The sequence below is a fragment of the Streptomyces sp. MMS24-W38 genome, from assembly GCF_059889265.1.
In genome coordinates, this window is sequence record NZ_JCBCPP010000001.1 from 3,331,401 (window position 1) to 3,349,531 (window position 18,131).

The 18,131-nt window shown below is 67.8% G+C and carries 15 protein-coding genes and 2 pseudogenes; 6 read left to right on the plus strand and 11 right to left on the minus strand.

Translation table 11 applies throughout. The features are described 5' to 3' along the window. Positions 1-2: 2 nt before the first annotated feature. The 3 genes and pseudogenes from AC6F7H_RS13970 to AC6F7H_RS13980 form a co-directional block, all read right to left on the minus strand. A complete protein-coding gene (locus tag AC6F7H_RS13970) occupies positions 3-1,211 on the minus strand; it encodes a restriction endonuclease subunit S (protein ID WP_500757329.1) in 1,209 nt (402 codons plus the stop codon). Beyond that, positions 1,208-2,746, minus strand: coding sequence for a type I restriction-modification system subunit M (locus AC6F7H_RS13975; RefSeq protein ID WP_500757330.1), 1,539 nt, complete (start codon positions 2,744-2,746; stop codon positions 1,208-1,210). The genes AC6F7H_RS13970 and AC6F7H_RS13975 overlap by 4 nt, the downstream gene beginning before the upstream one ends. A gap of 1,077 nt (positions 2,747-3,823) precedes the next feature. After that, positions 3,824-4,180, minus strand: a pseudogene (locus AC6F7H_RS13980) (carboxymuconolactone decarboxylase). A gap of 594 nt (positions 4,181-4,774) precedes the next feature. Here AC6F7H_RS13980 and AC6F7H_RS13985 point away from each other — a divergent pair. Continuing rightward, the gene (locus AC6F7H_RS13985; protein WP_500757331.1) at positions 4,775-5,509 is read left to right on the plus strand and encodes a CPBP family intramembrane glutamic endopeptidase; all 735 of its coding nucleotides are present in this window, start codon (positions 4,775-4,777) and stop codon (positions 5,507-5,509) included. 41 nt (positions 5,510-5,550) lie between these two features. On the opposite strand, the gene AC6F7H_RS13990 is transcribed toward AC6F7H_RS13985, so the two are convergent. After that, a complete protein-coding gene (locus tag AC6F7H_RS13990; RefSeq protein ID WP_500757332.1) occupies positions 5,551-7,302 on the minus strand; it encodes an alpha/beta hydrolase in 1,752 nt (583 codons plus the stop codon). Positions 7,303-8,024: 722 nt separating this feature from the next. After that, positions 8,025-8,831: a ribonuclease BN gene (locus AC6F7H_RS13995; protein WP_500757333.1), complete on the minus strand. Its 807-nt coding sequence runs from the start codon at positions 8,829-8,831 to the stop codon at positions 8,025-8,027. A gap of 126 nt (positions 8,832-8,957) precedes the next feature. On the opposite strand from AC6F7H_RS13995, the gene AC6F7H_RS14000 reads away from it, so the two are divergent. Continuing rightward, positions 8,958-9,296, plus strand: a complete 339-nt coding sequence (locus tag AC6F7H_RS14000) for a hypothetical protein (RefSeq protein WP_500757334.1) — start codon at positions 8,958-8,960, stop codon at positions 9,294-9,296. 347 nt (positions 9,297-9,643) lie between these two features. Here AC6F7H_RS14000 and AC6F7H_RS14005 read toward each other — a convergent pair whose 3' ends face one another. Further along, on the minus strand, positions 9,644-10,195 hold the full coding sequence (locus AC6F7H_RS14005) for a potassium channel family protein (RefSeq protein ID WP_500757335.1): 552 nt from the start codon (positions 10,193-10,195) through the stop codon (positions 9,644-9,646). A 40-nt stretch (positions 10,196-10,235) separates the two neighbouring features. Further along, positions 10,236-10,667 carry a DUF7144 family membrane protein gene (locus AC6F7H_RS14010; protein ID WP_500757336.1) on the minus strand — a complete coding sequence of 144 codons (432 nt, stop codon included), beginning with the start codon at positions 10,665-10,667 and terminating at the stop codon, positions 10,236-10,238. A 137-nt stretch (positions 10,668-10,804) separates the two neighbouring features. On the opposite strand from AC6F7H_RS14010, the gene AC6F7H_RS14015 reads away from it, so the two are divergent. From AC6F7H_RS14015 to AC6F7H_RS14025, 3 genes are all read left to right on the plus strand, one after another. Continuing rightward, positions 10,805-11,710: a DUF2797 domain-containing protein gene (locus tag AC6F7H_RS14015; RefSeq protein ID WP_500757337.1), complete on the plus strand. Its 906-nt coding sequence runs from the start codon at positions 10,805-10,807 to the stop codon at positions 11,708-11,710. Between the two features lie 135 nt (positions 11,711-11,845). Further along, positions 11,846-12,808, plus strand: coding sequence for an amidohydrolase family protein (locus AC6F7H_RS14020; protein WP_500757338.1), 963 nt, complete (start codon positions 11,846-11,848; stop codon positions 12,806-12,808). Positions 12,809-12,904: 96 nt separating this feature from the next. After that, positions 12,905-13,645, plus strand: a complete 741-nt coding sequence (locus AC6F7H_RS14025) for a response regulator transcription factor (RefSeq protein ID WP_500757339.1) — start codon at positions 12,905-12,907, stop codon at positions 13,643-13,645. Positions 13,646-13,741: 96 nt separating this feature from the next. Here AC6F7H_RS14025 and AC6F7H_RS14030 read toward each other — a convergent pair whose 3' ends face one another. The 3 genes and pseudogenes from AC6F7H_RS14030 to AC6F7H_RS14040 form a co-directional block, all read right to left on the minus strand. Then, on the minus strand, positions 13,742-14,212 hold the full coding sequence (locus AC6F7H_RS14030) for a PPOX class F420-dependent oxidoreductase (RefSeq protein WP_500757340.1): 471 nt from the start codon (positions 14,210-14,212) through the stop codon (positions 13,742-13,744). Between the two features lie 66 nt (positions 14,213-14,278). Next, positions 14,279-15,868, minus strand: a pseudogene (locus AC6F7H_RS14035) (MDR family MFS transporter); the annotation flags it as partial. An 88-nt stretch (positions 15,869-15,956) separates the two neighbouring features. Further along, a complete protein-coding gene (locus AC6F7H_RS14040) occupies positions 15,957-16,451 on the minus strand; it encodes a MarR family winged helix-turn-helix transcriptional regulator (protein ID WP_500757341.1) in 495 nt (164 codons plus the stop codon). A gap of 260 nt (positions 16,452-16,711) precedes the next feature. Between AC6F7H_RS14040 and AC6F7H_RS14045 the strand changes: the two genes are divergently transcribed. Beyond that, positions 16,712-16,909 carry a hypothetical protein gene (locus AC6F7H_RS14045; RefSeq protein ID WP_500757342.1) on the plus strand — a complete coding sequence of 66 codons (198 nt, stop codon included), beginning with the start codon at positions 16,712-16,714 and terminating at the stop codon, positions 16,907-16,909. Between the two features lie 152 nt (positions 16,910-17,061). Here the strand turns inward: AC6F7H_RS14045 and AC6F7H_RS14050 are convergent, their stop codons facing one another. Beyond that, complete coding sequence (locus AC6F7H_RS14050; protein ID WP_109376473.1) at positions 17,062-17,964, minus strand: RNA polymerase sigma factor SigF; 903 nt, start codon at positions 17,962-17,964, stop codon at positions 17,062-17,064. Positions 17,965-18,131: the final 167 nt, after the last annotated feature.

Below are 18,131 nucleotides of genomic sequence, written 5' to 3' on the forward strand. Positions count from 1 at the left end.
CCTCACAGTTCGCCGCGGAATGCGCGGGACTGCAATGACGCGAATAGAGTGTTCAGCTGCGTCAGGTGTGCCTGGTACTGCTGGCGAACCACGTTGATCTGCCGAGCCTTGGCCGCGAACTCCTGCTGAGCGCTCAACAGAGGAACTGCAACCTCATACTTCATAAACTTGGCCTGCGATACGTTACGGACGCCACTTGCCCCACTGGCAGCGTTTTCAATGTATCGACGGAATCGAGGCGTCTTGAAGGATTCCGCGAGGAACTCTGGACGCAACTTTGCATCGGCTTCGAATTCGACGCGCCAAACCTTGTCCGGGAGATATAGATCCCCTTCATGCTTTGTGGCGAAAGCAGGAACCGCAATCATGTCGATGCTTCCGCTGGCCCGAGTAACCAACAGGTCTCCGGGCGCAACTTTGTGACGCGCGGGTGGCTCGTATCCGCCAGGAAGAGGCTTTGACTGTAGAGGGTCAAAAACACCTCCTGAAACTGCGCTGGTCTTAATCACCCGCGCCGTAGATTCATCCCCTCCGGTGCCAACGACACTCTTCCCGGACGAAAATGAAATTCCCGTATCGGAAAGCCTCATCCGCTCCTGGCCCGAGGCGATATTTTCCGCAAGGCTAAGTGCAAGATCAGCGAGCTTATCTATGGAAGCGCGGCGCTTGGCGCGGAGGTCGTCTATATGGTCGAGGATACGTGCGATCCGCTGCTGCTCCTCCAATGAAGGTGCAGCAATGTGAACCCGGGTGCGGAACCGGTCCAGACTGACCTTCTTCTGCGCCGCTCCAGTCGTAATCAAATTGATCTGGTGACGCACTTCCGGTGTTCGAAACGCGTGAACAAGGAACCTGCGATCAAATCCCGATGCCGGCCTCAAGCGGATACAGTCGGCCGTGATGATTCCTGGCGCATCACTGTCATACAAAGCCACATCCCCCGGCGGGTCCCCCATCTTGGTGACCAAGATATCCCCCAGAACCACCTGATGCGCCGCGAGCTCGGCAGCCTTATCAGCGGCGACATACGCCCGCGGGTGAGAGAAGTTTCCAGAGCGGATGTCCTTGACGAACACGAGAGGCACACCCTCGTTGACATAATCACTCGTCTTGAGGCTGCTACCAAAGGGGCCGATGATAAGCGCGTCCTTCGCAAGACCAGCAATGGCATGCGTGCTGTACAGCTTCCAGCCAGTCGGTATCGCGGTCACGCGAGCATCCCCTCCAGCTCATCGAGGCCAGTACGGATCTGGGCGTCAAGCTCCCTCAGGTTCGCGATGACCTCAGCAGGCTCGGGGTACTCGACCTTGTCGTGGACGATCTCCTTGTAGCGGTTGATGGAGAAGTCGTAGTCGTTCTCCGCGATCTCCGCCTTAGGAACCGTGAAGGACTGGTCCGTGCGCGCTCGCGACCTCTCAGAGGTCTCACGCTGGTGCCAGCGGCCCAGGACATCGGGCAGGTTGTTCTTCTCATGGTTCGCGATCACGAAGTCTGCGGAGGGCACAGGCCCGAACTGATCCTCGGGCACGAGCATCGTGCGTTTGTCGTCGAGGCTCATGCCGTCGGCTTTGACGTCGTAGAACCAGACCTCGTCCGTGCCGCCCACGCCCGTCTTGGTGAAGAACAGGATCGCCGTGGAGACACCTGCGTACGGCTTGAACACGCCCGATGGCAGCTTGACCACCGCAGCCAGTCGGTGGTCCTCCACGAGGGTCTTGCGGAGGTTCTTGTGTGCCGTCGAGGAACCGAACAGGACGCCGTCGGGCACGACCACGGCCGCGCGACCGCCGGGCTTGAGCAGGCGCAGGAACAGTGCGAGGAACAGCAGTTCTGTCTTTTTGGTCTTGACGTCCTTGAGTAGGTCTTTGCTGACCTGCTCGTAGTCCAGCGACCCGGCGAAGGGCGGGTTGGCCAGGACTAGGGAGTATTTTTCCTCATCATGGCCTGCCTGCTGGGACAGGGAGTCGCGGTGCTGGATGTCGGGGTTCTCAATGCCGTGCAGCAGCATGTTCATCGAGCCGATGCGCAGCATGTGCGGATCGGTGTCGAAGCCGTGGAACATGTCGTGGTGGAAGTGCTGGCGGCCCTCCTCGGTGCGCAGCGCCTGGGCGTGGTGGGTTCTTACGTACTCCTCGGCCACAACCAGGAAGCCGGCGGTGCCGCTGGCTGGGTCGATGATGACGTCGTCCGGGCGTGGGGCGGTCATGTTGACCATCAGGTCGATGATGTGCCGCGGGGTGCGGAACTGGCCGTTGGTGCCCGACGTGGACAGCTTGCCGAGCATGTACTCGTACAGGTCACCGTTGGTGTCCCGGTTCTGCATCGGGATGTCGGAGAGCATGCCGACGACCTTGTCGAGCATGTAGGCGTTCGGGATCGCCAGGCGGGCGTGCTCCATGTGCTGGGAGAAGGTGGAGCCGTCTACGCCCAGGGTCTGCAGGAACGGGAAGACCCTCTTGTCTACGACCTCGTACATGCGGTCGGGCTCGAAGTTACGGAACACCGACCAGCGCAGGTCGTTCCAGTCCCGGCCCTGGTCGTCGGTGCCCTCGGGGAAGATCCCGCCAGTGATGGGCTGGCCGAGGACCTGGGCGCGCTGGAGCGCGGCGGTGTGCAGGTCGTCCAGGCGACGGACGAACAGCAGGTAGGTGATCTGCTCGATCACGTCCGTAGGGTTGGAGATTCCACCTGACCAGAACATGTCCCAGACACGGTCGATCTTCGCTTTGATGTCACCGGTGATCACGCCCGGAATCATACGTGCCCCTCCCCACCCCCCGATCGGTTTCGACTCTTCAGCGTCATCGTTGGTCGGCCTGAGCCTGGATCCACCGATGACCATGGAGGACAGACTGCGTCCTCCCAGGTCAGTCAGCCCTTCGGGCGGTAGTCGATCTTCACCCGAGAGGTGAAGGCGCGGAACGGCTCGATTGGGCCGCTGACCTGGACGAAGGCTGCTCGGGTCCGGCTTTCGTCAGTGGATTCAGGCTGAGTGGGTGGCTTCGCCATCTCCGGAGCCGGAGTCCATCGAGGCCTTAAGCCGGTGTTGCTTATTGCAGAAAGGCAGAAATGATTCGACTAGTCGTCGTGCGCCTGCTCTGTGTACTGCGACGCACTTTGCGAAGCAGCGGTCGGTGGAGCGGCTTTGGCGCGAGTGAGCACGGCCCCGTAAGCTTCCGGCGCGTCGGGCAGTCTGTGGACCTGCCCGGTAAAGCACGACGTGGGGCCATGATCTGCGAGGCTCGCGCCAAAGTGACTGCGTAAAGCCGTGAAGCCGATCGCCCCAGCCACGATGTACCCCCTTCTACGGCAAGCGGCTGACTGCTGTGCGCGCGGCACGGGCGCCGGCCGGGCCGGAGCGGGGCGGAGACAGGAGCGCCGGCCCGGCCGGGGGCCGGGGTGCGCGCGGTGAGCGGAGCGAGCCGCCTTGAACTGGTGGGAGAAGTTGCAACTCACAGGAGAGCTCTGTTCAGCTCGGTGTCTGAGGCCGGTGCGGTTGATGTGCCAGCAGCGGGTTCGCTGAGGCTGCGACGGGCGCCGACACTTGACAGTGGTGCCGTAGTTTCAATTTGACGGCAGCTCTGACGGCAACGGCAGCACACAGACGCGCATGATCACGGATGTCAGCGATCGAAGCCAAGGGCCGTGAGCCGTCCTCATGGTGTGCTGCCCGATCCTACGGATCAGAAGGTTGCAGGTTCGAATCCTGCCGAGTGCACAGCAGACCAGAGGCCCCGGAGAGATCCGGGGCCTCTGGTGTTGTGGTGTCGGCTGTTACGTCAGTTCTTCCAGCCGCCGGTCACAGCGGCGCGTCGGGTTTGTCTCAGGAGGCGTTACGGCTCTCGGCTTCGGCTTGGGCTATGGCTTCGGCTTCGCTCTCGGCCGGTGCGAGCGTGACACCGAACGCCTGCGTGATGTAGCCCGCCGCCGACATGACGTGTGCTGTTCCTACCACGGGAGCGATGGCGACAAGGAGGTCCTGCAATTACTCAACCGTGAAGTCGGCTTTGATCGCGGGGTTGATGTGGGCCAGGTAGGAGATCGCCGGTGCGTCCATGGCCACGAGTGCGGCGACGCGGGCGAGGATGAGCGTTCGCTCGTCCATGTGGCAGTGCTCGACGGAGTCGATCGTCATGGCGGCGATCGTGTCGAGTACGGGAGTCTCAGACGCAGTAGCCATGGTTGGGCCGCCTTCTGCTTCCGTAGGGAGGTGAACCGCCATCCGCTTGACTCGGAAATCCCCCTGCCCGGCAGTTGCCGCTCAAGCGTGGGCACCCTCAGGTGATGGCGCGCGTCGAGCCGGGCAAGGGACCGAACGTGCTGATCTTGTGGAGGTTGCCGTCATGCACGGTCTGTCCGTTTTCCCGGCCGTGGAAGCGTCCGTGGCAGAGAGCAGGAGCGTCACGGTGACGTCTCCCCGGCGGTGATCACTCCGGCGGCCGTCTGGGGCGTCGGTTCCGCGGCGCCGCCTGCCTGCCGGACCGCTCAGCTCTGGCCACCACTTCCTCAGCAGCACGCGAACACCTGTGAGACCTGTGCCCAGTCGTGGCAGCTGGTGGCTCGGATGGCGGGCGGTGACTCCCAGCCGCAGGATGGTGGCGACTGCCCTGGGTCGTCCCCAATCCCTCGGGCGGCGGGATCTCGGAGCGCATCATGGACCTGGAAAACCTCTGCTTGATCACGCAGGCTGTCCTCGGTCATGTCTCGTGCAGCGGGGACTCTGTGGACCGGTGGACCGAGCTGGGACACGTCGGGACCTGACAGCAGCAGGCGCGTGGTGGTCGCCTCCGGCCCTCGGCGGGCCTTCCCCAGGCGCTCGATCGGCTCCGGCACGGGCGTGGGCATGGTGATCGCCGTGCTCGCGCTCACGAACGTGATCGACAACCGCTGGGCGCCGTCGTTCCATCTGCTGACCGCGGTACTGGTCAGCGCGCTGCTGCTGGGGGTGCTCTTCTGGGCCGGCGACACTTGGGCGGATGCGGGGCTGGACCCATCCGCGATGGGGCGTGGTGCGCGCTGGGCGCTGGCGTTGATCGGGCTGGTCTGCGTCGTCTACCTGGCTGCGGCGCTGCTTCCGAGCGCCCGCGGACTTTTCGCCGACCAGCGCTACAGCGGGTTCACGGGCGGCCAGGTGGCACTCCGCATAGTGATCACCGTCCCTGTGGGTACGGTTCTGCTGGAGGAGGTTGCGTTCCGGGGAGTTCTGTACGGGTTGGTGGATCGTGCGCGTGGCGTCGTCTGGGCCACCCTCGTGTCCAGTGTGTTGTTCGGGTTGTGGCACATCCTGCCGTCGCTGGGCCTGGTGGCGGCGAAGCCCCGGCTGATCCCGGTCTTCGGCCACTCCGCGCTCGGCTCCGTCGTCGCGGACGCGGGAGCGGTGCTGTTCACGGCGGCCGCGGGTGTGCTCTTCTGCGAACTGCGTCGGCGCAGTGGCAGTCTGCTGGCGCCGATGGGCCTGCACTGGGCTGTCAACGCTCTGGGCTACCTGGTCGGATTCCTGTTGCGGTGAGAAGGGTGCTGACCCCTGCCGGGGGCTCGGGTGTGTGCGGTTCAGTCCTCCGCGGCAATGACCTCTTTCAGATGGGCGAGGTCCTGGGCGGTGATGTGGGCGGGCCGCACGACGGCGTTCCAGGCGTCCACGTATTCGGTGGTGTATTTGTGGCCGTGGCCGTCCGGGACTCCAGTGGAGAACGGAAGGTCGGCGGTGACCTGCCAGAAGGTCACGAAGGGGAGCCAGAACATGCCCTTGAGCACGTCCTTTCCGTGCTGCTCGGTGAGCCAGTCCGGTTCGTTGAAGATGAGACGGGGGCTCCACCAGACGATTGGGTCGGAGGGGTGCATCAGGTAGAGGACCCGGGTGCCGTCCCAAGGCCGGTCCGCTGGGGGGATGCCCGTGGCTGGGTTGGTTGTGAAGCGTACGGTCCGGCCGTCTCGGTAGACCGGTTGGATCTCTGGGCTGCCGGGATCACGCTGGTCGCTGAACTGCCGGAACAGAGTGTTGAAATTGGGTGGCCCGGCGAACAGGGTGCCGGCGGTACGGATGCGCAGGTCGGCTTCTCCGCTGAAGGCGGCCTCGCTGCCGAACGATCCCAGGCTCTCCCCGGCGACGAACAGATGGGGGCGCTGGCTCTGCGGCAGCTGCAGCCAGGCGTCGTAGACGGCGTCGAACAGGTCGCGACCCGCCGCCCGTGCCTTCGACTGGTCCACGAGGTAGGAGATCCACGACGGCAGGTAGGAGTACTGGATGGCCACGGTTGCCGAGTCGCCGCCAGTGAGGTACTCGAAAGAGTCCACCGCTGCGGGGTCGACCCAGCCGCTGCCCGTGGTCGTCACCACGAGCAAGTTCTTGCGCTGGAATCCGCCCGCGCGTTTCAAGTCGGCGACCGCCAGCGAGGCGCGGGACTCGGTGCTGTCCGACGACGCCAGTCCGGCGTAGGCGCGGATCGGTTCCGCCGCGGGACGGTGGGTGAAGCCTGTGATGTCCGACGGCGAGGGGCCCGCTCCGGTGAAGCTGCGTCCTTGCAGGCCCAGGGAGTCCCACGGAATCAGCGAGCCCGGCCCTCCCGAGCGCAGGCTTGTGGTCGGCTGGTGCACCCCTTCCTGGGTCGTCGTGTTGCGCACCGAGAAAGCCTGATTGGCCAGGGCGACGAATCCGTCGAGGAGAAGACTGGTGACGATCAGATAGGCGAGACCGGTGACCAGGATCCAGCCGACCGCCCGGGCGGCCCGTGCCCCGACCCAGCGCTTGAGCAAGTCCGAGAGCCAGCGATAAATCCCGCGAACGCCACGCCCGGTCAGCAGGAGGAGGCAGAAGACCAGCACCGCGATGAAGGGCGACGCGACGGCGAGCGGAACGCTGTAGTCCGTCACCCTCATCAGCTGGCGGATCTCGTACTGCCAGTACTGACCGAACCCGAAGAAGACACCGAAAAGGATCGGCGCGCCGATGAAGAAGGCGGGCCAGGCCCAGCGTCGCGCAGGCCGGGGCTCCCGGTCCGCGAAGGCGCGCCACACACATGCGGCCAGTACGCCGAGCCCGTAGCCGATGGCCGCCGTGATTCCGCAGATCATCCCCTGGAGCAGACCCCCGCGCGGGAGCAGCGAAGGCGTGAAGGACAGACACCCCAGCACCACAGCGCCCCAGCTCCCGGGAAGGGTGGCGTACAGCAGCTTCCGGTGCCGCGCGGGCTGCGCCGGCCCTCCTGGGGTACCGCCCCCCGCAGTCAGACCCGCTCCGGCCTCACTCGCAGCGGACGCTCCGGCCCCGTTCGGATGCTCCTGCGGCCCCCGTGTTCCGGACATGTGCGCTCCCTCCTAGGCGTCATGCTGTGTTCAGCACAGTTCTGTCCGGCCTGCTGAGGCCTCGCCCAACGCGGGTGATTTCCGCGAACGACAGGTATTTCGGTGCGGCCCGGCTTCCACGCATCTCGTTTCCCAGCCGGGGTGATCTCTTCCCAGTCGTGAGTGGCTTCCCGAAGTGCTGAGCAGGACCGGGGTCCGCCGGTACAAGCTCCCCCGAGCCGTGTGAGGCTTCCAGCCCTCCCCCGGCGCGGTGTGGACCCACAGGGTCATCCGGGTGACGGCCCGGGACGGAGAGGAAGGGATCACGCAGATGTACCTCGCGTACGGCTGCCCCCTGCTGAACGCCTTCTGGACCAGGCTGTGGTTCTTCCTGCTCTCCAAGGTCGTCTTCGACATTCTCCGGGACGACTCAATGTCGGTTTCTGGTGGCACCAAGGCTCCGCGACGCCAGCCGGACGGCCGTAACCCGATTTCCTCCCCCTGGGGGCGCCGTCAGGAGATTCGGATCACTCAATGGGCGAGTCGACGCCGTCGAGCGCGATCAGTGGCCGAAGAGGTGAAGGACCGGGTCTTTGACCTGGGGCCGTGCCCTCGATCAACGCTGCGACCGGCGACTCAGCTGCCGTTGGTCGTCGTTGAGCGCCCTCCTACGGCCCCAGGACGGCCCGGATGGGCGTCTCGTGATGCCGCTCCGTGTGAGAGGGCAAATCGTGCGGTGGGGCTCAACGCAGCATGCGGCCCACGACGGCCCCCAGGTGGATGACCACGCCGACGGCCACCAGCCATGACAGGAGGACCATGACGACGCCGACAGGGCCGAACTTTTGTTCGTTCGCCACGATCGTCGCCGAGAAGTAGCGGGCGGAGAACACCCCGAGGCCGGTCCAGCAGACGCTGGTGACCAGGGCTGGGAGGAACAGGGCGCGCCATGCCACCGTACCGGCGAGCAAGATGTACAAGCTTCCCCACCAGAAGACGACCGCCCAGAGGAAGCCGGTCAGACTGGTCAAGAGCCACCCGTCGAACGCCCTGCCGAGCGCGGCCTGCGCGGCGGAGTAGGCGAGGAGCCCTGCAAGCCAGGCGAGCTGGGCCGCGGTGTTCCGCCACCCGCCTCCAAGGACGTTGAACAGCATCCGGTACCAGCTCTGGAGGGTGCCGGCCACGGCCATGGCTCCGAGCAGCAGCAGGACGGCGCTCGTCACGGTGAGGGGGTACGACGTCGTTGCAGGGACAAACAGGGATGCCACGGCCTGTGCCGCCTGCTGATTCAGCCCCAGCCAGCTGACGACGACCATGGCGGCCTCGCGGCCTGCCGCCGCGGTGATGATGATCAGGAACGGAAAGAAGCACAAGAACGCGAGCGAGGCCAGTTGGAAGGAGTGCCCGAAGAAGTCGACCGCCGAGAGCCGGCCCCACAGCCGGCCCGCCCCGCTCTCCTCGAAACGGTGGCCGGCGGCCCGCCACCGCCGATCTGCGCGCCACCATTGGGTGTGCCTTCGCCGGTGGGGTGCGCTACTGCCGTCGCCCATGCAATGAAGTGAACCTCGGCCGCCCGGCCGTGTCGCGGCAGAGAAGGGGCGAACGCACGTACCAAGGCAAGCGGAAGCGCTGCAGCTCGTCCAGCAGGCCTTCGACTCGGACCCGGACCGGGCGTCATGCTGACCCCCTCGGTCAACGTCGTGCAGTCGAGCTTCCCAGAAGAGCAGCAAGGGGAGGTCTCGGGGCTGTCCCGCAGCGTGTCGAACCTCGGCTCCTCCTTCGGGACAGCCATGGCCGGCACCATTCTGGTCTCCGGACTGACCACGGGGACCCAGACCGCAGCGGTGATCGCCCTGGCCGTCATAGGACTCGACGGCCTCGCCGCGGCGGTACGCCTCCCCCGGCGGACTGGCCCCACCCCAGTGCACGTCCCGCAAAGCACAGCACCGCAGCCGCACGTGCAGCCGCATCGCTTGCGTGCGGCTCATCTCCAGAGGGCGGTGGAGTCGCCTTGAACTGGTGGGAGAAGTTGCAACTCACAGGAGAGCTCTGTTCAGCTCGGTGTCTGAGACCGGTGCGGTTGATGCGCCGGCAGCGGGTTCGCTGAGGCGGCGACGGGCGCCGACACTTGACGGTGGCGCCGTAGTTCCAATCTGACGGCGGCTCTGACGGCAACCGCAGCACACAGACGCGCATGATCACGGATGTCCGCGATCGAAACCCAAGGCCGTGAGCCGTCCTCAAGGCGTGCTGCCCGATCCTACGGACCAGAAGGTTGCAGGTTCGAATCCTGCCGAGTGCACAGAGTGAGAGCCCCGCTGGATGTCCAGCGGGGTTTTTGCGTTGTCCGTGCACCGCCGATTCAGGTTCCGGGTTTGCGGTGCTGGTGTTCGGTTCCGCGGTGGAGGAACACCGTGCGGAGCTGGCGGCTCAGGGCTGTGGCCGCCGCGGTGAGGAAGATGAAGGTGTAGAGGATCTGGAGGATGGCGACCAGGCGAGCCGCCTGGCCGTGCGGGGTGATGTCGCCGTAGCCGATGGTGGCGAGGGTGACCAGCGTGAAGTAGAGGGCGTCCAGGCGGGTGCTGAGGCCGATCATTTCGCCGGGGTGTCGGGCCAGGGCCTGGTAGGCCGTCGCGAAGACCAGGATGGCCAGGCACATCAGCAGGGGGATGACCAGTCCGGGCCGGGCGTGCGGATGGTTGAGGAGGACATGGACGATCTGCTGGAGCAGCAGGGCGGCTATGAGCGCCAGGGCCAGGACGAAGAAGGTCCAGCTCAGGGCGGGGCGCTGGGGGCCCAGGCCGTCGAGGGGGAGCAGGAAGTAGGCGGTGACCATGAGGGTCGCGCCGGCCATCTGGACGAGCCATCGCCACAGGGGGGCCCGGGGTGTGAAGGGCTTGCGGCCGCTGTCCATGGGGTGCCGGGGGTCGGCAGGGGTGAAGGGTTCCGGTGTTCTAGGTGCGGCTCGGCTCGCCGCGTGGTGCGCACAGGGCCCAGATGACGAATCCGTAGACGATCATGAGGGTGATCGACCAGACCGGCGCGTAGGGCAGCCACACGAAGTTGGAGATCATGCCCAGTCCGGCCAGCACCACACCCGTGACGCGGGCCCAGGTCGCCCCGCTGAACAGGGCGAGCCCTGCGGCCAGTGCGAGGGCGCCGAGGATCAGATGGATCCAGCCCCAGCCGGTCAGGCTGAACGCGTAGGTGAAGTTGGGGGTGGTGACGAAGATGTCGTCCTTGGCGATGGCGGAGATCCCCTCGAAGATCGCCATGATCCCGCCGAAGGTCATCAGCACTGCCGCGGCCGCGGTCCAGCCCGTCGCCCAGGTGCTCCGGGGTGCCCATTCGGTCCGGTGTTGCGTTCCGCCGACGTTACTGGCCATGTGTTCGCCCTTTCGGTCGTCCCCGAGCGGTACGGCCCCTCCTCCAGGTTTGCACCGGGCAGGGCGGGCGGCACCTCGGTGGGCGGTGAGGCGCCTGCCACCGTCGATGTCAGAGGTCGGCCCTACTCTCGTGAGAGATGGCACGGACATGGAAGTGCTCGGGACTGCGCTGGTCGGCGGACGGTCCCGTGCTGGAGTGGGAGGGCGGTCGGCGCACCGCGCTGACCTGGGGGAAACGGGTGGCCTTCGGGGTCGAGGAAGGGGGTGTGCGGACATGCGTGGGGGCGCGGGGACATGCGTGCCCGCTCGGCGCGGTGGTGCCGGGGCGGAGCACGGGGGCGCGCTGCGAGGAGTGTGCGCGGCTGGACCGGGCGCATTCCGTGGCCGCCGACACCGTCGCGGACGATCCGCGGCCGTACCGCGTATACCTGGCGTGGTTCGGGCCGGGGATGGTCAAGGTCGGGATCACCGCGGTGGAGCGGGGGCCGGCGCGGCTGCTGGAGCAGGGGGCTGTCTGCTTCAGCTGGCTGGGGAGCGGGCCGCTGATGGCGGCTCGGCGCACCGAGGAGCTGCTGCGTGCCGCGCTCCGCGTGCCCGACCGGATTCCGTACGCCGACAAGCGGGCGGTGCGGGCGGTGCTTCCGGACACGGAGGTGGAGCGGTCGGCGGAGCTCGCGGAGCTGCATGCGCGGGCCCTCGCCCTGACCGGGTGGCCCGAGTCGCTCGACCGTGCGCCCTTTTGGCCCGTCGATCATGTGCGGGTGTTCGGGCTGGCTGGGGTGCCGTCCGCCGCGGGGGAGGTGGGCGAGCTGGTCGCCGGGGGTGCGGCGAGCGGGGAGCTGGTGGCCGCCGCCGGGCCGGATCTGCATCTGGCGACGGGGGGCGGGGACCAGAGCCTCGGCGGGAGCGGGGTCGTGGTGCTGGATACGCGGTTGCTGGCCGGGTGGGGGCTGGTGCCGGGCGCGGGGCGGGGGTTCGACCTGCCGGTGAAGGCGCTGAAGGGGGCCGGTGAGGGGGCGGGGGTGCAGGACGGGCTGTTCTGATCCCGGCCCGGCTTCGTACCGGGCCTGCGGGCTCGGCCGGACCGTTCGTTGCTGTTCGGTCTCCGGTTGGTTCTCCGGTTCGTTCTCCTTGCACGGGAGTGGACCCGGGGCGCGGTCAGGGGTGATCGTGGCAGCATGAGTGATCACCTCACGGCAGCGGCAGCAGCGCCGGAACGGGCACCGGCACCGGAATCCGTAGCGGAATCCGCCGAGGTGCGGCGGTTCTGGGAGGGGCTCGGGCTTCCCGGACTCGTCGACGTGCACACGCACTTCATGCCGGAGCGGGTGCTGCGCAAGGTGTGGGCCTACTTCGACGCGCTCGGGCCGCTGACCGGCGGGGTCGAGTGGCCGATCACCTACCGGCAGGAGGAGAGCGAACGGGCCGGGCTGCTGCGGGAGTTCGGGGTCCGCGCCTTCACGGCCATGCTGTATCCGCACAAGCCCGGCATGGCGCGGTGGCTGAACGGCTGGGCGGTCGACTTCGCCCGCCGTACGCCCGACTGCCTGCACACCTCCACGCTCTTCCCCGAGCCCGGGGCCGAGGCGCAGGTCCTGGAGGCCGTCGAAGCGGGGACACGGGTCTTCAAGGCGCATGTGCAGGTGGGAGCGTACGACCCGGCCGACCCGTTGCTGGACAGGGCCTGGGGCGTGCTCGCCGAGGCGGGCGTCCCGGTGGTGATCCACTGCGGTTCCGGGCCGGCACCCGGAAAGTACACCGGACCCGAGCCGATCGCGCGGGTACTGGCCCGGCATCCCCGGCTGCGGCTGATCGTGGCGCACCTCGGGATGCCCGAGTACGAGGACTTCCTCGACCTCGCCGCGCGCTATGAGGAGGTGCGGCTGGACACCACCATGGCGTTCACCGACTTCACCGAGCGCATGGTGCCGTTCCCCCGACGGGCCCTGCCCCGGCTGGCCGACCTCGGCGACCGGATCCTGCTCGGCACGGATTTCCCCAACATCCCGTATCCGTACGTCCACCAGCTCCACGCCCTGGAGCGGCTCGGGCTCGGGCAGGCCTGGCTGCGGGCGGTGTGCCACGACAACGGTGCCCGTCTCTTCGGCCTGGGTGAGAGCGGGGGGCCGTCGGCCTCCTGAGAATCCGGCCCCCCAGGACGGGAGCCGGGGCGTTTCTCAGGGAAATCACAGACTTCCGAAAGGGCCCTCTCAGAGGTCCCCGCGACGGTGTGGAGCATGACCACGACCTCGCCCCAGGGGCGCGCCGAACTGCTGAGGCCGGACGGGAGTCCCGTCCGGGTGCTTGTGGTGGACGACGAGCAGTCGGTCACCGAACTGCTGTCCATGGCCCTGCGCTACGAGGGCTGGCAGATCCGCAGCGCGGGGGACGGCCAGGGCGCCGTCCGTGCCGCGCGCGAGTTCCGGCCCGACGTCGTCATCCTGGACATGACACTTCCGGACATGGGCGGGCTGTCCACTCTAGGGCGGCTGCGCCGCGAGCAGCCGGACGTCCCCGTCCTCTTCCTCACCGCCAAGGACGCCGTCGAGGACCGTGTCGCGGGTCTGACCGCGGGTGGCGACGACTGCGTGACCAAGCCGTTCGGCCTGGAGGAGGTCGTCGCGCGGCTGCGCGGGCTGATCCGGCGCTCCGGCGCGGCCGACCGCCGGCCGGAGTCCGTGCTGGTCGTCGGCGACCTCACCCTCGACGAGGACAGCCACGACGTCACCCGGGGCGGGGAGCACATCCACCTCACCGCCACCGAGTTCGAACTGCTGCGCTTCCTGATGCGCAACCCGCGGCGCGTGCTCAGCAAGGCGCAGATCCTCGACCGGGTCTGGTCCTACGACTTCGGCGGAAAGGCCAACGTCGTCGAGCTGTACATCTCGTATCTGCGCCGGAAGATCGACGCCGGCCGGGAGCCGATGATCCACACCCGGCGCGGCGCCGGATACATGATCAGGCCCGCGGTCTCGTGAGAACCGGCGGTCTCGTGAGAGGTGACGACGCCGGACCCGCGGTCGCGTCCACGGGCGTGAGGTCGCGATGCGCGCGGCCGGCGGGTTCCGCCTCGCTCACGCCCCTTCGACCAGCCGAGCCGGGAACCCGCCCGTCGCCACCGGCCCCCACCGCTCCGGGGTGATCCGGATGACCGACTTGCCCTGCTTGACCATGGCCGCCCGGTACTCGTCCCAGTCGGGGTGTTCCCCGGCGATGTTCCGGTAGTACTCCACCAGCGGCTCCACCGACTCGGGCAGGTCCACGACCTCGGCCGTGCCGTCGATCTGCACCCAGGGCCCGTTCCACTCGTCGCTGAGGACGATCAGGCTCACCCGGCTGTCCCTCTTGGCGTTGCGCGTCTTGGCGCGTTCCGGGTAGGTGGATACCACGATCCGGCCCGAGTCGTCGACCCCGCAGGTCAGCGGGGAGCCCTGGGGGCTGCCGTCGGCCCGCCGGGTCAGCAGGATCGCGCGGTGCCGGGGTCGTACGAAGTCCAGCAGCTCGTCGAGCGATACACGGGTGTTCGTCGCGATGTTCGGTGCCATGGGGGCAGCCTAGGTGGACTCGGCGTCCGGAGAACGGCGCGACTCCGGCCCGGAGGCCTCGACCGTGGCTGTCCCCGTCGCCGCCGCGACCGCCGCCGCCGCGACCGCCGCCGGTACCCGGGCGTCGACCCGTGCCTCGGCGGCCTGGGTCAGCGCGCCCGTGGTCCGCAGCGGGACCTCCTTGATGAACAGGGTCACCAGGAAGGCGAGGAACGCGACCGGGGCGACGTACAGGAAGATGTCGGCGATGCCGTGTCCGTAGGCGCTCTCCAGCCAGGTGCGGATGCCGGCGGGCAGCAGGTCCATGTCCGGCAGTTCACCGGAGCCGAGCGCCTTGGCGGCACCGGCCTGCTCCTGCGGGCTCAGCGTGCCGATGGTGTCCTCGGCGTAGTGGCTGATCCGGGTCGTCATCACGGAGCCGAGCACCGAGACGCCCACCGCGCCGCCGAGCGACCGGAAGAAGGTGACGACCGAACTGGCGGCGCCGAGGTCGCTCGGGGCGACCTGGTTCTGGGTGCACAGCACCAGGTTCTGCATCATCATGCCGACGCCGAGGCCCATGAGCGCCATGAAGACGCCGATGTGCCAGTACGGGGTGTCGTAGCGCATGGTGCTCAGCAGCCCCAGGCCGGCGGTCAGCAGCGCACCGCCGGAGACCAGCCAGGCCTTCCACTTGCCGGTCCGGGTGATGATCAGACCGGAGGCGGTCGACGACACGAACAGGCCGGCGATCATCGGGATGGTCAGGACGCCCGACATGGTCGGGGACTCGTTCCGCGCCAGCTGGAAGTACTGACTGAAGAAGATGGTGCCGGTGAACATCCCGATACCGACGAACAGCGAGGCGACCGAGGCCAGCGTGATGGTGCTGTTGCGGAACAGCCGCAGCGGGATGATCGGCTCGGAGGCCTTCGTCTCGGTGAAGAGGAAGACCAGGGTGAGCAGGAGCGCGCCCCCGAGCATCACGTACGTCTGCCAGGACAGCCAGGCGAACCTGTCGTCCGCGAAGGTGACCCAGATCAGCAGCAGGCTGACGGCCGCGGTGATGAAGAAGGCGCCGGCCCAGTCGACCTTCACCTTGCGCCTGGTCTCCGGCAGATGCAGCGTCTTCTGCAGGACGACCAGGGCGATCAGCGCGAACGGCACACCGACGTACAGGCACCAGCGCCAGCCGAGCCAAGAGGTGTCGGTGATCACGCCGCCGACCAGCGGGCCGCCCACGGTCGCGACCGCGAAGGTCGCGCCCAGGTAGCCGGAGTAACGGCCGCGTTCCCGGGGGGAGATCATCGCGGCCATGATGATCTGGGCCAGCGCGGTCAGCCCGCCTGCGCCCAGCCCCTGGACGACCCGGGCCCCGATCAGCATGCCGGAGTTCTGCGCCATGCCGGCGAACACGGAGCCCAGGAGGAAGACGATCAGGGCCAGCTGAACCAGCGCCTTCTTGCTGACCAGGTCGGCGAGCTTGCCCCACAGGGGGGTGGACGCCGTCATCGACAGCAGCGCGGCCGTCACGACCCAGGTGTAGGCGCTCTGACCGCCGCCGAGGTCGGTGATGATCTCGGGCAGGGCGTTGGAGACGATGGTGGAGGACAGGATCGCGGCGAACATGCCGAGCAGCAGGCCCGACAGTGCCTCCAGGATCTGCCGGTGGGTCATCGGGGCAGTGCTGTCCGTGGAGCCTCCCCCGTGCTTGGCATGAGCTCGCACACCGGTCGGTGTGGTCGTTGCCATGGGCTTCCTTCTCTTAAGTGTGTGCGGGCGTGTACGCGGTCTCCGCGGGTCTGGGCGGCGGCGTCGCGCGGGGCGCGGGACGGCAGTCGCCGAAGCTGTCCCTGAGCCGGGCCATGAGCTGGGTGAGCTGCCCGATCTCCTCGTCGGACCAGTCGTCCAGGCGCTCGGCGAGCAGGTGTGTGGTCCGCCGGAACAACTCGTCGAGCCGGGCGTGGCCCGCCGGGGTGACGCGCAGGATGCGGGAGCGCTTGTCGGCCGGGTCGGGGGAGCGCTCGATCCACCCGCGCTCGGCCAGATGGGCGACGTGGCGGCTGGTGACCGACAGGTCGAGGACGAGCAGCTCGGCGAGCCTGCTCATGTGCATGTCGCCGTGGCGGCCGAGGGCCGTCAGTACGGCGGCGGAGCCGCTGTGACAGTCGGCCGGCATGTTCCGGCGGAGCTCCCGCTTCACCGCGCTGAAAGCGCTGAGCTGCCGTACGAGCTCCTCGTACTGAGCCTGCTCGGCCATCACACCTCCCATTTGTTGCTTAGGGCAACAATAGAAGTCGATGGTTGCCACAGACAAGCAAAATGGGGTTCGGGTGCCTTAAAACTTGGCAAAGGCAAGTATTGCGAATCGTAAACCCGCAGGTGGGTCCCCTGGCGTCGCGTGCTCAGGGCCGGATGTCCTGAGCACGCGACCAGGCCGATCGACGGTGGACGCGGTCAGGCGCGTTACGCACGCCCCCACTTGGGGCCCGCGTCGGCAATTCGCTAGTGTCTCGGGCCATGGCTAACTCCCAGGCCCCCCAGGGCAACCACGACCCCGCCGGCAGCACTCAGATGTTCCGCGCGTTCGTCGACGACGCCCCTCAGGGGCAGCAGGCCGCCGCGACGAGCGGTGGCGGTCCGCGTATCGGCCTGATCATCGGTGTCGTCGTCGCCGTGGCGATCGTCGCGGCGGTGGCCTGGCTGGCGCTGACCTGACGACCGGGCGCGCGAAGGCCGCCGTCACGCCCACGAGGGGCGTTCCGGCGGCCGGAGTTCCGCGTCCCGGGACTTGATGGTTCCGGGACGGGGCTCCCGAGGCGGAGCGGCGGCAGTCGCCGACGCTCCGCCGACCGGTGGCTCAGCCGTGCTCAGTCCGAGATGAGGCCCTCACGCAGCTGGGCCAGGGTCCGGGTGAGCAGCCGGGAGACGTGCATCTGGGAGATGCCGACCTCCTCGCCGATCTGTGACTGGGTCATGTTGGCGAAGAACCGCAGCATGATGATCCGCCGCTCGCGGGGCGGCAGCTTGGCGAGCAGCGGCTTGAGCGACTCCCGGTACTCCACGCCCTCCAGCGCCGTGTCCTCGTAGCCGAGGCGGTCCGCGAGGGAGCCCTCGCCGCCGTCGTCCTCGGGGGCCGGGGAGTCCAGCGAGGACGCCGTGTACGCGTTGCCGACCGCGAGTCCGTCGACGACGTCCTCCTCCGACACGCCCAGCACCGCGGCGAGTTCGGGAACCGTCGGGGAGCGGTCGAGCTTCTGGGAGAGCTCGTCGCCGGCCTTCGTGAGCGCCAGGCGCAGCTCCTGCAGCCGGCGCGGCACCCGCACCGACCACGACGTGTCGCGGAAGAACCGCTTGATCTCGCCGACCACCGTCGGCATCGCGAACGTCGGGAACTCCACGCCCCGTTCGCAGTCGAAGCGGTCGATCGCCTTGATCAGCCCGATGGTGCCGACCTGGACGATGTCCTCCATCGGCTCGTTGCGCGAGCGGAAGCGCGCCGCGGCGTACCGCACCAGCGGGAGGTTGAGTTCGATCAGGGTGTCCCGGACATAGCCGCGCTCCGGGCTGTCCTCGTCGAGTGCGGCGAGCCGCAGGAACAGGGAGCGGGACAGGGTGCGGGTGTCGATGGCCGCCGTGTCCGGAAGCTCTGGAGCGGGCGCGGCCGCGAGGGCCGGGACGTCATCGATGGGGCCGAGTGCGTCGAGAGCATTGGGAGCTGTCTCGCTCTCCGCGAGCGTGAGCACCTTCGAGCTGCCCTGGTCTGCGGACATGCCACCCCCTTTGGGTCGCGGGACGGTCGGGGCGAACGTTCCCGTCCGAGGAACGCAGCCCTCACCTGAATACCGGAGCCGGAGCCTCGGCAAACGCGCTTCCCGCAGAATGTCACATGTCGGCAACGCGCTGTAGTGACATGTCGACATCCGAGTGACGAATCAGC